The sequence below is a fragment of the Micromonospora sp. DT178 genome (assembly GCF_049841695.1).
GTDB lineage: Bacteria > Actinomycetota > Actinomycetes > Mycobacteriales > Micromonosporaceae > Micromonospora.
The window spans coordinates 188,561-203,036 of record NZ_JBNCKV010000001.1 but is presented as its reverse complement, the minus strand read 5'-3'; the positions used below and the strand labels follow the sequence as shown (position 1 = coordinate 203,036).

Annotated in this window: 16 protein-coding genes; 12 read left to right on the top strand and 4 right to left on the bottom strand. The window is 73.6% G+C overall.

Features of this window, described 5'->3' with window-relative positions:
• Positions 1-173: 173 nt before the first annotated feature.
• Complete coding sequence (locus ACLQ22_RS01010; protein ID WP_425690635.1) at positions 174-614, top strand: hypothetical protein; 441 nt, start codon at positions 174-176, stop codon at positions 612-614.
• Positions 611-1,519 carry an HTTM domain-containing protein gene (locus ACLQ22_RS01005; RefSeq protein WP_425690634.1) on the top strand — a complete coding sequence of 303 codons (909 nt, stop codon included), beginning with the start codon at positions 611-613 and terminating at the stop codon, positions 1,517-1,519. Before ACLQ22_RS01010 ends, ACLQ22_RS01005 begins: the two co-directional genes overlap by 4 nt.
• Here the strand turns inward: ACLQ22_RS01005 and ACLQ22_RS01000 are convergent.
• Entirely contained in the window at positions 1,483-1,902 is a 420-nt protein-coding gene (locus ACLQ22_RS01000; RefSeq protein WP_416607110.1) for a thiol-disulfide oxidoreductase DCC family protein, read from the bottom strand. The genes ACLQ22_RS01005 and ACLQ22_RS01000 overlap by 37 nt on opposite strands.
• A gap of 104 nt (positions 1,903-2,006) precedes the next feature.
• Between ACLQ22_RS01000 and ACLQ22_RS00995 the strand changes: the two genes are divergently transcribed.
• Both ACLQ22_RS00995 and ACLQ22_RS00990 read left to right on the top strand, forming a co-directional pair.
• On the top strand, positions 2,007-3,056 hold the full coding sequence (locus tag ACLQ22_RS00995) for an Rv2578c family radical SAM protein (RefSeq protein WP_425690633.1): 1,050 nt from the start codon (positions 2,007-2,009) through the stop codon (positions 3,054-3,056).
• A gap of 89 nt (positions 3,057-3,145) precedes the next feature.
• Positions 3,146-3,553 (top strand): CoA-binding protein, encoded by a 408-nt coding sequence (locus tag ACLQ22_RS00990; protein ID WP_425690632.1) that lies wholly within the window; start codon positions 3,146-3,148, stop codon positions 3,551-3,553.
• A gap of 237 nt (positions 3,554-3,790) precedes the next feature.
• Here the strand turns inward: ACLQ22_RS00990 and ACLQ22_RS00985 are convergent, their stop codons facing one another.
• A complete protein-coding gene (locus tag ACLQ22_RS00985; RefSeq protein ID WP_425690631.1) occupies positions 3,791-4,987 on the bottom strand; it encodes an acyl-CoA dehydrogenase family protein in 1,197 nt (398 codons plus the stop codon).
• A 174-nt stretch (positions 4,988-5,161) separates the two neighbouring features.
• Here ACLQ22_RS00985 and ACLQ22_RS00980 point away from each other — a divergent pair, with 174 nt between their 5' ends.
• Entirely contained in the window at positions 5,162-5,731 is a 570-nt protein-coding gene (locus ACLQ22_RS00980) for a DUF4190 domain-containing protein (RefSeq protein ID WP_425690630.1), read from the top strand.
• Between the two features lie 9 nt (positions 5,732-5,740).
• Here the strand turns inward: ACLQ22_RS00980 and ACLQ22_RS00975 are convergent, their stop codons facing one another.
• The gene (locus tag ACLQ22_RS00975; RefSeq protein ID WP_425690629.1) at positions 5,741-6,646 is read right to left on the bottom strand and encodes an SDR family NAD(P)-dependent oxidoreductase; all 906 of its coding nucleotides are present in this window, start codon (positions 6,644-6,646) and stop codon (positions 5,741-5,743) included.
• A gap of 120 nt (positions 6,647-6,766) precedes the next feature.
• On the opposite strand from ACLQ22_RS00975, the gene ACLQ22_RS00970 reads away from it, so the two are divergent.
• Positions 6,767-7,297 carry a DUF4190 domain-containing protein gene (locus ACLQ22_RS00970; RefSeq protein ID WP_425690628.1) on the top strand — a complete coding sequence of 177 codons (531 nt, stop codon included), beginning with the start codon at positions 6,767-6,769 and terminating at the stop codon, positions 7,295-7,297.
• Between the two features lie 57 nt (positions 7,298-7,354).
• Here the strand turns inward: ACLQ22_RS00970 and ACLQ22_RS00965 are convergent, their stop codons facing one another.
• The gene (locus ACLQ22_RS00965; protein ID WP_393258192.1) at positions 7,355-8,311 is read right to left on the bottom strand and encodes an HpcH/HpaI aldolase/citrate lyase family protein; all 957 of its coding nucleotides are present in this window, start codon (positions 8,309-8,311) and stop codon (positions 7,355-7,357) included.
• Between the two features lie 119 nt (positions 8,312-8,430).
• Between ACLQ22_RS00965 and ACLQ22_RS00960 the strand changes: the two genes are divergently transcribed.
• From ACLQ22_RS00960 to ACLQ22_RS00935, 6 genes are all read left to right on the top strand, one after another.
• Entirely contained in the window at positions 8,431-9,255 is an 825-nt protein-coding gene (locus tag ACLQ22_RS00960; RefSeq protein WP_425690627.1) for an SDR family NAD(P)-dependent oxidoreductase, read from the top strand.
• Between the two features lie 73 nt (positions 9,256-9,328).
• Positions 9,329-10,057, top strand: coding sequence for a GNAT family N-acetyltransferase (locus tag ACLQ22_RS00955; RefSeq protein WP_425690626.1), 729 nt, complete (start codon positions 9,329-9,331; stop codon positions 10,055-10,057).
• A 222-nt stretch (positions 10,058-10,279) separates the two neighbouring features.
• Positions 10,280-11,374, top strand: a complete 1,095-nt coding sequence (locus ACLQ22_RS00950) for a SagB family peptide dehydrogenase (protein ID WP_425690625.1) — start codon at positions 10,280-10,282, stop codon at positions 11,372-11,374.
• Positions 11,371-12,390, top strand: a complete 1,020-nt coding sequence (locus ACLQ22_RS00945; protein ID WP_425690624.1) for an alanine racemase — start codon at positions 11,371-11,373, stop codon at positions 12,388-12,390. The genes ACLQ22_RS00950 and ACLQ22_RS00945 overlap by 4 nt, the downstream gene beginning before the upstream one ends.
• The gene (locus ACLQ22_RS00940) at positions 12,387-13,634 is read left to right on the top strand and encodes an MFS transporter (RefSeq protein WP_425690623.1); all 1,248 of its coding nucleotides are present in this window, start codon (positions 12,387-12,389) and stop codon (positions 13,632-13,634) included. The genes ACLQ22_RS00945 and ACLQ22_RS00940 overlap by 4 nt, the downstream gene beginning before the upstream one ends.
• On the top strand, positions 13,618-14,361 hold the full coding sequence (locus ACLQ22_RS00935; protein ID WP_425690622.1) for a class I SAM-dependent DNA methyltransferase: 744 nt from the start codon (positions 13,618-13,620) through the stop codon (positions 14,359-14,361). The genes ACLQ22_RS00940 and ACLQ22_RS00935 overlap by 17 nt, the downstream gene beginning before the upstream one ends.
• Positions 14,362-14,476 lie beyond the last annotated feature (115 nt).

The following is a 14,476-nucleotide window of genomic DNA, read 5'->3' as shown; positions in this document are numbered from 1 at the left end:
GGCCGGGCCCCGACGGGCCCGGCCGTCGTCGTCCACCCGCCGGGTGACGGGGGGACCGGCACACGCGCTCCGCCCGCGGCCGTGGACGCAGGCGCCCCTGGCCCGCCGGCCAGCGGGAAGTGGCCGTCGGAGGGAGCCGGGGCGGGCGGTACATCCCGTATCGTCACGACCCGATGGAAACCTTGACCACCCGCGGTCGCGCCGCCCGGCTCGCCGCCACCGCCCTCGGCCTGACCGTCCTGCTGGCCGGCACCGCCTGGGGCACCGACGACCACTTCCCGTTCGGCCCGTTCCGGATGTACTCCACGTCCAACCCGCCGAACTCCCCCGCCCCGGACACCCGCGTCGAGGGCGTGGACAGCAGCGGAGCGGTCGTCGACCTGGGCGAGCGGGCCACCGGCATCCGCCGGGCCGAGATCGAGGGCCAGCAGAGCCGCTACGCCGCCGACCCCGCGCTGCTCGCCGAGGTCGCCGACGCGTACGCCGAGCGCCACCCGGGCGCGGCGGAGCTGGTCGAGGTCCGCATCGTCGTCCGCTGGCACGGCATCCGCCACGGGCGACCCACCGGCCGCTGGACCGACGAGACCGTGGTCGCCTGGCAGGCGGACCGGTGAGCCGCTGGCTGACCGAGGCGGTGCCCCGCGGTCGGGTGGCCGCCTTCCGCACGCTGATCTACCTCTTCGTCGCCGCCGACCTGGTCGTCTTCACCCCCTGGGTGCGCACCCGGGTGGCGGTGCCCGGGGAGCTCTACCAGCCGCTGCTGGTGGGCCGCGTGCTGCCCCTGCCGACGCCGACCCAGACGCTGGTCACCGTCGTCTTCTGGGCCCTGCTGCTGCTCGCCCTGCTCGCCGCGACCGGCCGGGCACCACGCCTGCTCGGCTGGGCGGTCTTCGCGCTCTACTTCGAGTGGATGATCGTCGCGATGAGCTACGGCAAGGTCGACCACGACCGGTTCGGCCTGCTCGTCGCCCTGGCCGTGCTGCCCACCGCGGGCCGGGCCCGGCACGGCGACGCCACCCGCACCGAGGCGGGGGGCTGGGCCCTGCGGGTCACCCAGATCGCCGTCATCTGCACGTACTTCCTGGCCGCCTGGGCCAAGCTGCGCTTCGGCGGGCTGGACTGGCTCACCGGCTCGGTGCTGGCCCGGGCCATCCTCCGGCGGGGCACCGAACTGGCCGATCTGCTCGCCTCGGTGCCGTACCTGCTGATCGTCGCCCAGTTCGGCATCGTCGCGTTCGAGCTGCTCAGCCCGGTGGTCTTCCTGCTCAGGGAGCGCTGGCGACTGGCCACCGTGGGCTTCTTCTACTCGTTCCACCTGGTCACCGTCGCGACCATCACGATCTCGTTCGCCCCGCACCTCGCGGCGATGACCGCCTTCCTGCCGCTGGAGCGGGTCCGGCCGGTGGTCTGGGCGCGCCGGCTGCTCACCCGCCGGGGGCGGGACACCGGAGCGCCCGCCGGCGCCGCGCCGGCACTCGCGGGTCAGGCGTCCGCGGCGGGGCGACCGGACGGTCCGTAGAGGCGCTCCCGCGCCTCCTGCGGCAGCGCGCAGGCGGCCGTGCCACCGGGCAGCCGGTGCCGGTTGCGGGCCACCCAGCGGTACGCGGGCCACGCGGCGGCGCGTACCGGGGGGAACCGCAGGCCGGCGCCCGCCACCCGCCAGAACGGACCGCTGTCGCCGAGGAGCCGCGCGATCGCGTCCGGGCCGGCCGCGCGGGAACCGTCGGCGCCCACCCACTGCACCGCCTCCTCGCACTCGGCCTCGCTCAGGCCCAGCGCGTCGAGGTCGGCGAACTGCCACGGCACCACCCGCACGCCGGTCGGAATGCGCCGGTCGATGAACTCGGCGCACCGGGTGCAGAACGCGCAGTCCCCGTCGTAGACGAACGTCGACCTCTCCATGCCCTCCATCCTCCACCCGCCGACCGTGCGTCCGGCGGCGAGGTGGTCGGGAACACGGCGGGTGGCTTGCGCTCCGCTCGTACGCGCGTGTTCGAATGAAGGCCATGCGCTGGGACAACCTCGCCGCTCCCCCGGACGAGGGGGTCCCCGACCGGGCAGCGCCGGCGACACCACCCCTGCCGCTGGCGCTGCCCGGCGCGGTCGCCCGCACCTTCGACACCCCGGGCTTCGCCGGCATGACGTTCTACGAGGTGCAGGCCAAGTCGATCATCAACAAGGTGCCCGGCACGTCCCGGGTCCCGTTCGAGTGGACGATCAACCCCTACCGGGGATGCAGTCATGCATGCAAATACTGCTTTGCACGTAACACGCACACCTATCTCGACCTCGACGCCGGGGCGGACTTCGACCGGAAGGTCATCGTCAAGGTCAACGCCGGTGAGCTGGTCCGGCGGGAGCTGGCCGCGCCGCGCTGGCGGGGCGCGCACGTCGCGATGGGCACCAACGTCGACTGCTACCAGCGGGCCGAGGGGCGCTACCAGCTCATGCCGCAGATCATCGCGGCGTTGCGCGACTTCGCCAACCCGTTCTCGATCCTTACCAAGGGCACGCTGATCCTGCGTGACCTGCCGCTGCTGCGCCAGGCCGCCGAGGTCACCCGGGTCGGCGTGTCGTACTCGGTGGGCTTCGTCGACGAGCGGCTCTGGCGCGCGGTCGAGCCGGGCACCCCCAGCCCGAGGCGGCGGCTCGACGCCGTACGGGCGCTGGCCGACGCCGGCTTCGACGTCGGCGTGCTGATGGCGCCGATCCTGCCCGGGCTCAGCGACGACGACGCCTCGATCGACGCGACCGTGGCGGCCATCGCCGCCGCCGGGGCGAGCAGCGCGACGCCGTTGGCGCTGCACCTGCGGCCGGGGGCCCGGGAGTGGTACGCGCGTTGGCTCGGCCGCGAGTTCCCGCACCTGGTCCCCCGCTACCGCGAGCTCTACCGCTCCGGCGCGTACGCCCCGCAGTCCTACCAGCGGGAGCTGACGGCGCGGGTGCGCATCGCGGCCCGCCGGCACGGGCTGCACCGGGGCGAGCGCGGCGACGACCGCCGCCCGACCGACCCGGTTCCCGCGCCGCCGGCCGCCGAGCAACTCACTCTCCTGTAGACGGCGCTGCCGGCGTAAGGGAGACGAGCACGAGGGGTCCGGCCGCGCGCTCGCGGGCGGGGGCTGAGCGGCGGGGTTAGAGTCGGCAGGTGCGCTCCGCTCAGCAGATCCTCGCCGACTCCGCCGTGATCGCCGTCGTGGGCGCGTCCCGCGACCCGCGCAAGGCCGCGCACAGCGTGCCGTTGCAGATGCAGCGGTACGGCTGGCGCATCATCCCGGTCAACCCGACGGCCGACGAACTCTTCGGTGAGCGGGTCTACCGGTCCCTGGCCGACATCCCGCATCCGGTGGACCTGGTCGACGTGTTCCGGCCGGCGCAGGACGCGGTCGACGTGGTGCGCGAGGCGGTGGCGATCGGCGCGCCGGCGGTCTGGTTGCAGCTCGGCATCGTCTCGGCCGAGGCGCGGCGGATCGCCACTGAGGCGGGCATCGACTACGTCGAGGACCGCTGCCTGATCGTCGAGCGCGCCGCCGCCGGCCTGACCCGACTGGGCTGATCGGGCGTACGGCGGGCGGCGTGGGTGCCGTCGGCTCGGCCCTGTCGAGCTGATGTCGTGAACGACTCGCGCCGCACGGCCCCGGGCGATGTCAGGGGCGACTCACGCCCGCGTTCCGGGTGGTGTCGCAGCCGACTCACGCCCGCACGTCCCGGGCGATGTCGTGGACGATTCAGCTCGACAGGGGCCGGCTGGCGGCACCGCCCGTGGGCCGGTGCCGCCGGCGCGGCGCAGGCGTCAGAGCTTGTACTCCTTGAGCAGGCCCCGGGAGATGATGGTCTTCTGGATCTCCGAGGTGCCCTCGCCGATGAGCAGGAACGGGGCCTCCCGCATGAGCCGCTCGATCTCGTACTCCTTGGAGTAGCCGTAGCCGCCGTGGATGCGGAACGCCTCCTGGACGACCTCGGCGCAGTACTCCGAAGCGAGCAGCTTGGCCATGCCGGCCTCGACGTCGTTGCGCTGGCCGGCGTCCTTGAGCCGGGCGGCGTTGACCATGAGCGCGTGGGCGGCCTCGATCTTGGTGCCCATCTCGGCGAGCTTGAACGCGATGGCCTGGTGCTTCGCGAGCGGCTGGCCGAAGGTGCGGCGCTGCTGGGCGTACGCGACGGCGAGTTCGAAGGCGCGGATCGAGATGCCGCAGGCGCGGGCGGCCACGTTGACGCGGCCGACCTCGATGCCGTCCATCATCTGGTAGAAGCCGCGGCCGACCTTCTCCGCGCCGCCGAGGACGGCGGACTCGGGGACGGTCACCCCGTCGAGCACCATCTCGGTGGTCTCGACGCCCTTGTAGCCCATCTTGTCGATCTTGCCGGGGATGGTCAGGCCGGGCGCGGTCTCGCCGAAGCCGGGCTCCTTCTCCAGCAGGAAGGTGCTCATGTTGCCGTAGACGGAGTCGGCGCCGGTGTCGGTCTTGACCAGGGTCGCCACCACGGAGGAGTACGCCCCGTTGGTCAGCCACATCTTCTGGCCGTTTATGACGTACCGGTCGCCGTCGCGCACGGCCTTCGACTTGATCGCGGAGACGTCGGAGCCGCACTCGGGCTCGGACATCGAGAACGCGCCGCGCACCTCGCCGGTCGCCATCTTCGGCAGCAGCCGGGCCTTCTGCTCGGCGGAGCCGTGCTGGGAGATCAGGTACGCGACGATGAAGTGGGTGTTGACGATGCCGGAGATCGACATCCAGCCCCGCGACAGCTCCTCGACCACCAGCGCGTAGGTGAGCAGGGACTCGCCGAGCCCGCCGTACTCCTCGTCGATGGTGAGGCCGAAGAGCCCCATCTCGCGCATCCCGTCGAGGATGTCGCTCGGGTACTCGTCGGCGTGTTCCAGCCGCTGCGCGTGCGGGATGATCTCCTTGTCGGCGAACTCCCGGACGGTCTCCAGGATCGACCGCTGCACATCGGTCAGGCCGGGCGTCTGGGCGAGTCGGGCCATCTCAGCCTCCGGGGGTCGGCGCCTTACTCATGGGTAACTGAACGCTTCGTCAGTATTGGCCGCACGGCGGTCGAGGCCAAGGTGACCAGTCCACACAACCGCTGTGAAAAGGTTCACCGCTGCGGGTAGCGTCCGGCAAGAGGGGACGCGATCCGCCACCGGCAGGAGGAGACCGTGAGCCAGCCACCGTCGTCGGGGCCGCCCGATCCGGACCGGTCGCCGTCGCCCTGGGAGCCCCCGCCGGGGCACGACCCGTCACGGTACGAGCCGCCGCCCGCCCCCGAACCGCCGTCCTACGAGCAGCCGTCCTACGAGCAGCCCGGCTACGAACAGTCGTCCTACGAACGGCCCGGCTACGGACAGCCGTCGCACGAGCAGCCCTCCTACGGGCAGCCGAGCTACGAGCAGCCCGGGGAGCCGCCGCACGGGCAGCAGTGGGCACACCAGCCCCCGTACACCCCGCAGGTGCCCTATGGGCAGTACGGCCCGCCGTCCGGTCACCGGCCCGGCGGGACGAACGTGCTGGCCATCCTCTCGCTGGTCTTCGCGTTCGTCTTCTCCCCGGCCGGCATCGTCCTCGGGCATCTGGCCAAGCGGCAGATCCGCACCACAGGCGAGGAGGGCGACCAGCTCGCCACGTGGGGCCTCATCCTCAGCTACGTCATCACCGGGCTCGGCCTGCTGGCCTGCTGCGGCTGGATCGCGCTGTTCGCCGTCGCCGGCAACAGCGGCCCCAACTACTGAGCCCTCAGATCAGCGGAACTCGGCCTCCCGGACGCTGTTGCCGCCGTCCACCACCAGCATCTGCCCCGTGATGTACGAGGCGGCCGGCGAGCAGAGGAAGGCGATCGCCGCGGCCACCTCGTCCGGTGTGCCGGGGCGGCCGACCGGGGTACCGAGGCCCTGCCTGATCTCCGCCACCGTCGAGGCCGCGGTGTGGATGGTGCCCGGCGCGACCGCGTTGACGGTCACCCCGTCGGCGATCATCTCCATCGCCAGCGCCCGGGTCAGCCCGACCACACCCGCCTTGGCCGCCGCGTAGGCCGCCTCGGTCGGCAGGGCGTTGACCGGCCCGGCGGTGGCCGACAGGTTGACGATCCGGCCCCAGCCCCGCTCGGCCATGCCGCCGATGAAGGCCCGGCTGCACAGGAACGCGGTGGTGAGGTTGCGGTCGATCTCGCCGCGCCACTCGTCGTAGCTGAGCTGGGCGACCGGGCGCAGCACCTCGGGGCTGGCCCGGCTGGCCAGCCCGGCGTTGTTGACCAGCACCTCGACGTCCCCGAGCTGCTCGGCGACCGCGTCGGCGAGCGCGCCCACCTCCGACTCGTCGGTGAGGTCGGCGACGAAGCCGGTCACGCCCAGCTCGCCGGCCCGTTCGTGGATGCGTCGGGTGGTGGAGACGATGGCCACCCGGGCGCCGAGGTCGGCCAGCCGGCGGGCCGTCGCGTACCCGATGCCGTCCGGGCTGCCCGCCCCGGTGACCAGGGCGACCTTCCCGTCGAGCCGCATGGTCACCGGGTCCGGCAGCGGCGCGGGCTCGTCGGTGCCGGCGGCGCCCGGTTGGGCGGCGGCGCGGGTGCGCCGGGCCACGCCGGGGCGGCTCGCGTCCCGTCTCGGTCGGCTGCCGGAGCGGTCCGCGGCTCGCGCGTCAATCACCATGCCAGGATCCTGCCCGCTTCCCCGGGCGCGGGCAACGCGGCACACCCGGTGGCGACACCTCGGGGTCTGGGCAGGGCTGACTACCCTGACGGGCGCACCCCGACCCTACGGAGCAGACGAATGACATATCCCCCGCCCTCCGGCGGCTGGAACGACCCGGCGTGGTCGGGCCAGCAGTCGAGCCCGCCCGCCGACCCCGCCCTCCCGGTGAGCGGTCAACCCGTCCCCGCCCAGCCCACCGGCGCCGACCCGTACGCCCCGGCGGACCCGTACGCCCCGGACCCGTACGCGGGCGGCGACCCGTACGCCGGGATGAAGCAGGCCTCCGGGCAGCCCGGGCCCGCCGCATATCCGCCGGCCTACCCGCCATACGGCTACGCCCCCGCGTTGAAGACCAACGGCCTCGCCATCGCCGCCCTGGTGCTCGCGCTGGTCGGCATCGGCTCCTGCATCACCGCGCCGATCGGCGCGATCCTCGGCCACGTCGCGCAGAACCAGATCCGGCAGTCCGGCGAGGGCGGCGAGGGCATGGCGAAGGCTGGCATCATCGTCGGCTGGATCGTCACCGGCCTGTACCTGCTGGTGGTCCTCTTCTACGTGGCGATCATCGTCTTCGCGATCTCCCAGTCCGGCAACAGCAGCAGCTACTGACGCGACGGTGCCGCCCCGGCGTGGACCGGGGCGGCACGGACGATCGGAAGGGCGGAACTACTCCGCCGGCGGGGTGAACGACGAGGTGCGGGTCATGCCTGCGGCCCGGCCCTTCGCCGCCACCACGAGGGCCATCTTGCGGGACGCCTCGTCGATCATCTCGTCGCCGAGCATCACCGCGCCGAGCCTGCCGCCCGCCTCCGACGTGTAGTGCTCGTACGCGTCGAGGATCAGCTCGGCGTGGTCGTAGTCGGCCTGGGCCGGCGAGTAGACCTCGTTCGCGGCGTCGATCTGGCCCGGGTGCAGCACCCACTTGCCGTCGAAGCCGAGCGCCGCCGAGCGCTTGGCCACCTCACGGAACGCGTCCACGTCCCGGATCTGCAGGAACGGGCCGTCGATGGCCTGCTTGTCGTGCATCCGGGCCGCCATCAGGATGCGCATGAGGATGTAGTGGTAGGGGTCGCCCGGGTAGTCCGGGATGAGCGCGCCGACCACCAGGGACTTCATGTTGATCGAGGCCATGAAGTCGGCCGGACCGAAGATGATGGTCTCGACCCGGGGCGAGGCGGCCGCGATGGCGTCCACGTTGACCAGGCCGGCGGCGTTCTCGATCTGGGCCTCGATGCCGATCCGGCCGACCTCCAGGCCGAGCGTCTTCTCCAGCTGGGTCAGCGTCATGTCGAGCCACTGCACCTGGGCCGCGTTCTGCACCTTCGGCAGCATGACGCAGTCGAGGTTGGCGCCGGCCCCCTCCACCACGTCGATGACGTCGCGGTAGGTCCACGGCGTGGTCAGGTCGTTGACCCGCACGACGCGGGTCTTGCCCGACCAGTCGCCCTCGTTGAGCGCCGCGACGATGTTCTTCCGGGCGTCGGGCTTGGCCAGCGGGGCGACCGCGTCCTCCAGGTCCAGGAAGACCTGGTCGGCCGGGAGGCCCTGGGCCTTGCCGAGCATCTTGACGCTGGAGCCGGGTACCGCGAGGCAGGACCGGCGGGGGCGACCGACTGCGGCCATGGATGTGCTCCTTCCAGCGTGCGGCGGGCACGCCGACGTCACCTGACGAGGACTTAACGATCCCAAAGGTCTTTGTGACGCCACGGTAACCTCGTGCCGTGACCGGGGTGAATGAACCTGTGGAAGATCTCACTGGGCGTCGGCTCGTGGTGGTGACCGGGGCCAGTTCGGGCATCGGGCTGGCGGCCGCCGTCGACCTGGCGCGCCGCGGTGACCAGGTGGTACTGGTCGGCCGGGACCCGGCCCGGCTCCAGGCCGCGGCGGAACAGGTGCGGGAGGCGTCCGGCGAGCGGCCGGAGCTGTTCCGGGCCGACTTCGCGGTGTTGGACGACGTCCGCCGGCTGGCCGGGAAGCTGCGCGAGGCGTACGACCGGATCGACGTGCTCGCCAACAACGCCGGTGCGATCGCGCTCCAGCCGCTCACCACGGTCGACGGCTTCGAGCTGTCGATCCAGGCCAACCACCTGGCCCCGTTCCTGCTCAGCAACCTGCTGCGCGACCGGATCGGCCGGATGGTGGTGACGGCCTCCGGCGCGCACCGCCATGGCGTGCTCGACCCGGCCGACCTGAACGCCCCGCTGCGCCGCTACTGGCCGATGCGGGCGTACGGCACCAGCAAGCAGGCGAACATCCTCTTCGCGGCCGAGGCGGCCCGGCGCTGGCCGGAGGTCCCCGCGTACTCCTTCCACCCGGGGGTGGTGCGCAGCCGGTTCGGCAACGACAACCGACTGGTCGCCCTGGGCATGCGGATCCTGCCGTTGCGCAGCCCGGAGAAGGGCGCGGAGACACTGGTCTGGCTGGCCCACCAGGACCCGGAGCGGCTGGTGACGGGCGGCTACCACATCGACCGGCGGCTGCGCCGACCGCTGCCCAAGGCGGCCGACCCGCAGCTCGCCGCCCGTCTCTGGGCGGCCAGCGCCGACGCCGTCGGCATCGCCGGATAGCGGGGCCGCCCGGCAGACGGTGCCGCCGGATTTGCGGTGTCACCGGGGCCGGGGCGCTGCGATACTCCGCCGCATGACGACCACGGGGAACGACGCCGGCGCCATCCTGCGCGTGCTCGGCGAGGACAAGGAGCTTCCGGGCCGGCTCGACGCCGAGCTGACCATCTTCAACAACCGGGCCACCGGCGCGGACGACGAGGCCACCCTCAACGTCCGGGTCGACGACGCCGACGGCGAGCTGGTGGCCGGCCTCACCGGCTGGTCCTGGGGCGGCTGCGCCGGGATCAACATGGTGTGGGTGCGCGAGGACCGCCGCGGCGAGGGCTGGGGCGGCCGGCTGCTGCGCGCCGCCGAGGACGAGGCCCGCCGGCGCGGCTGCACGGAGATGTCGGTCTCCTCGTTCTCGTTCCAGGCGCCGGAGTTCTACCGCCGGCACGGCTACCTCGACACGGGCCGAAGGGAGGGCATCCCCGGCGGCCACGTCGACCACCACTTCTTCAAGTCGCTGGTCACCGACCCGGCCGCCGCCGTGCGCCTGGTGGCGCTGGTGGAGCTGGCCCCCGACGCGGTCGAGGCCGGCCAGCGGTACGAGGACGCGGTGCTCGGCCTGCTCGGGCGGCACGGCGGGCGGCTGGAGCGTCGGCAGCGCACCGGCGACGGGCGTACGGAGGTGCACCTGATCCGGTTCGACACCCGCGACGGCTACGACGGTTTCCTGGCCGACCCGGAGCGGGTGGCGCTGCGCGAAGAACTGGGCGACGCCGCCCCGACCACCCGGGTGCTGGACGTCCACGAGGTCTGAACCGGCGCGGGTGCGGACAGGCTCGTTCCCCTCCGGGAGCTGTGTTCACTGTGGACGGTCTGATACGGTGCAACACAGTGATCAACGCCGATTAGTGAGGGGAGCTCCCACATGACCGAGCAGATCGAGGCCTTCGAGCCGGTGGCGTCCGACGACTACGACCAGGAACTGACCTGCCTGGAGCCTCCGGTCGAGGCCTGACCGGTCGAAGCCTGAGTAGTCATGCGTGTCCGTGTGTCCCGGCTGGTCGTCTTCCTGTGGCGTGACGGCCAACTGGTCTGCGACGACCCGCTGAGGCACCGGCAGTTCGCGCTGACCGTTGAGGCGGAGAGGCTGCTGCGCGACTACGCCGACTGGGCCGAGCTCGACGGCCGGCTCGCGCAGCAGCTCCTCGACGCCCACGTCCTCGTCGCCGAGGGCTCGCCCGAACACGCCCGGGAGGAACGCCTCGGCGCCTGGCGCGACCTGGGCCCGGCGGCCACCTACTACCACCTGGCCAGCCGCACGCTCGGCAGCGACGTCTTCCGCTCGGCCGCCGAGGACGCCGCGGTGCTCCGCGCCAAGACCGGCCAGCCGGAGCCGGTCAAGGAGCACGACGGTCCGCGGATCGCCCTGCCCCCCGCCGACCCGCCCGCCGTCGACTTCACCGCGGTCCTCGACGCCCGGCGGTCGACGCGATGGTTCGACCCGGACAGCCCGGTGCCGCTGTCGGCGTTCGCCGCCCTGCTGCGCTGGACGGCCGGGGTCCGCCGCGAGGTGGACGTCTCCGGAGTCGGTACGGCGCTGCTCAAGACCGCCCCCTCCGGCGGGGCCCGCCACCCGGTCGAGGTCTATCCGGTGGTCCGCGACGTGGAAGGGCTTGAGCCCGGCGTCTACCACTACGCGGTGCGCCGCCACGAGCTGGTGCGGCTCGCGCCCGCTCCTGGCGAGGACCAGCTGCGCGAGTGGTGCGGCGGTCAGCCGCACGCCGCCCAGGCCGGCTTCCTGCTGATGTACGCGGCGGTGCTCGACCGGACCGTGTGGAAATACCCGGCCGCGCGCGCGTACCGTGCGCTGCTGCTCGACGTCGGTCACCTGAGCCAGACCGTATACCTGACCGCGACCGCGCTCGGTCTCGGGACGTTCTTCACCGCCGCCACCCGCGACGCGCCCGTCGAGGACGCCCTCGGCCTGTCCTGGCCGGACGAGATCTTCCTCGGCGTGTCCGGCGTCGGCGTGCCGCACCCCGCCGAGCGGGACCGCCAGGCGGCGATGCTCGCGGGCGGCGACGCGGCCTTCTCCTTCCCCCCGGACGCCTGGCACGGACGGGGCGAATGACGCCGAGGGTGACCGTCGACCTGGCCCGGCTGGACGCGAACATCGCGCGGTACGGCAGGCGCGCGGCCGAAGCCGGGGTGGCCCTACGGGCGCACGTCAAGGGGCACCGGAGCCCCGAGATCGCCGCCCGGCAGGTGGCCGCGGGCGCGGTGGGCGTCGCGGTCCACTCGGCGGCGGAGGCCGAGGCCTACGTCGCGGTGGGCGTGACGGACGTGGCGGTGGCGTGGCCGTGGCGCGATCCGTGGCGGTGGACCCGGTTCGCCCGGCTCGCCCGGCACTGCGCGGTGACGGTGCACGTGGACCACCCGGACGCCGTGGCCGGGCTCGGCGCGGCGGCCGAGGCGCACGGCGTCGAACTCGGCGTACGGATCGAGGTCGACACCGGTCTGCACCGGGTCGGCGTCGACCCGGACGCGGCCGGGGAGTTGGCCGCCGCGGTCGCGAGGACCGGCGGGCTGCGCCTGGCGGGCGTGACCGGGTACGTGGGGATCGTCGATCCCGCCGCCGCGCACGACCGGGAGGATCTCGGCCGCCGCCAGGCGCGGCTGCTGGTGTCGGTGGCCCAGCGGATCCGCGCGGCCGGGTCGCCCTGCCCCGAGGTGAGCGTCGGGGGCACCCCCACCCTCGCCGGCGCGCTGGACGTCGCCGGCGTGACCGAGGTGTGCGCCGGCGCGTACGCGCTGCTCGACGGCGGGCTGGCCCGGCTGGGCGAGTGCGATCCCGAGGCGGTCGCGATCGCCGTCACCACGACCGTCACCGGTAACGACGGGCAGGCGCTGCGCACCGACGCCGACGCGCTGCTCGCGGGCGCCGACCAGACCTGGATGAGCGGTGTCGTGATGACCGGGCCGGACGGCGCTCCGGTCGCCGCGGACTCGGTGTCGGTGGGCGACGAGTTGCGGGTGCTGCCCGGGCACGTGTGCCCGGTGGTGGCCCGCCGGCCGCTGCTGCACGTGCTCGACAACGGCGAGCCGGTGGCGCGGTGGCAGGCACTGGTCCGCCCGGACCGGGCATGACCGACACCGTCGCGTCCGTGGACCGCCCGGCGGACCCGCTGCGCGAGCGCCGGTTCGTCCTGTTCGCCACGGCCAGGACGATCTCCGTCTTCGGCAACGCGATGGGGCCACTCGCGCTGACCTTCGCCGTCCTCGACCTGCCCGGCGGATCGCCTCCGGCGCTGTCGCTGGTGCTCGCCGCGATCTCGGTGCCCAGGATCGCGCTGATGCTGCTCGGCGGCGTCATCGGCGACCGGCTGCCGCGTCACCGCGTACTCGTGGCGGCGGAGCTGATGTGCGGCACGGCGTACGGCGCGATGACCGTCCTGGTGCTGACCGGTCGGGCGAGCGTCGCCACCCTCGCCGTCTGCGCGGCCGTCGCCGGCACCGCCTCCGCCCTGCTGCTGCCCTCGCTCAACGGGCTGACCGCCGAACTCGTCGCGCCCGGGGCGCGGCAGCGCGGCAACGCCGTGCTGCGGCTGGGTACGAACACCGCCACGGTGGCGGGCTTCACCGCGGGCGGGGCGCTGATCACCTGGCTGGGACCGGGTTGGGCGCTGGCCCTCGACACCGCGACGTTCGCCGTCGCCGCCGGGCTTCTCGCGCGGCTGCGCCTCACCGCGACCACCCGGACGGCCCGGCGGAACCTGCCCGCCGAACTCCGCGACGGTTGGCGCGAGTTCGTCCGACGGCGGTGGCTGTGGCAGATCGTGCTCTGCGCGGCCGTGATCAACGCCGCCGTCGGGGTCACCTTCGGGCTCGCGGGGCCGCTGCTCGCCAGAGCGCACCTGGGCGGCGCGGGCGCGTGGTCCGGCGTCCTCGCCGGGTACGCGGTGGGGATGTTCGCCGGCGTGCTGGTCGCGCTGCGGATCAGGACGACCCGGCCCCTGCGCACGGCCGTCCTCGCCGTGTCGATGCTGGGACTGCCGGCGTTGCTGCTCGGAGCCGGTGCCGCGCTGCCGTTCGTGATCCTCGCCGCCGTGCTGGCCGGGGTCGCCTTCGACGTCTTCGGCGTGCTGTGGGAGACCACCGTCCAGTCCGAGGTGCCGACGGAGGCGATGTCCCGCGTGAGCGCGTACGAGTGGCTGGGGGCGGTGGGACTCGGACCGCCGGTCATGATCGCCGCCGGTTTCGTCGTACCCGGGATCGGCGTGCGGACGACCCTGCTCGGTCTGGCCGCGGTGATCTTCGTCGCCGCGCTCGTCCCGTTGGCCAGTTCCCCCGTCCGGCACTACGAAAGGCAACTCGATGGCCGAGTACGTTGACGCCTTCGTCACGGCGTATGACCGCTTCTGGGCGCCGTACCCCGAGCGGATGGGCGACGCGTGGCTGCGGCTGCACGCGCACGTGGCACCCGGCGCCGAGCGGAGCCTGCTCGACGTCGGCTGCGGCACCGGCATCGTGGCCGCCCGGTTCGCCGCCGCCGGCTACCGGATCGTCGGCGTCGACGTCTCCGAGGCGATGATCGCCCGCGCGCGCGAGCGGCTGGCCGGCACCGACGCGGTGCTGATCGCCGCGGACGCCGTGGACTTCGAGGTGCCGCGGCCCTGCGCGTTCGCGGTCTCCACCTACGACATCGTCAACCATGTCGGCGGAATCGACCGGGTCCGCGCCTACCTGCGCCGCGTCCACCAGGCGGTCGCCCCGGGCGGATGGTTCGGCTTCGACATGTCCACGGTCAGGGGACTCTCCGCCGACGTCCCACCGGTCAGCCGGCAGGACGAGGCCGTCTCGGTCGTGGTGGCCCGGGGCCCGCTCGACGGCGATCGCCGCCCGCTGCACGTCACCGGTGAGCTACGCACCGACGACGGCCGCGCGACCCCCTTCGCCACGACGATCACCAACACCGCCCATCCCGTGGCCGACGTGCTCGCCGCCCTGGCGGACGCGGGCTGGGTGACGAGCCACGTCGCCGCGATCGACGACCTGCTCACCCCGGTACCGGACCCGGAGGCGCTGCCCCGGGTCGCCGTGGTCGCCCGCCGCCCCTGACGGCCGCCACCCGGCCCGCCGCCGGCGCCCGGCCGCGAGGGACCGGAGGGCCGGCCTGCCACCGGTGCCCGGCAGAGGGACCGGGGTGGCCGGCCCCGCGTGTGGGTGGCCCAGT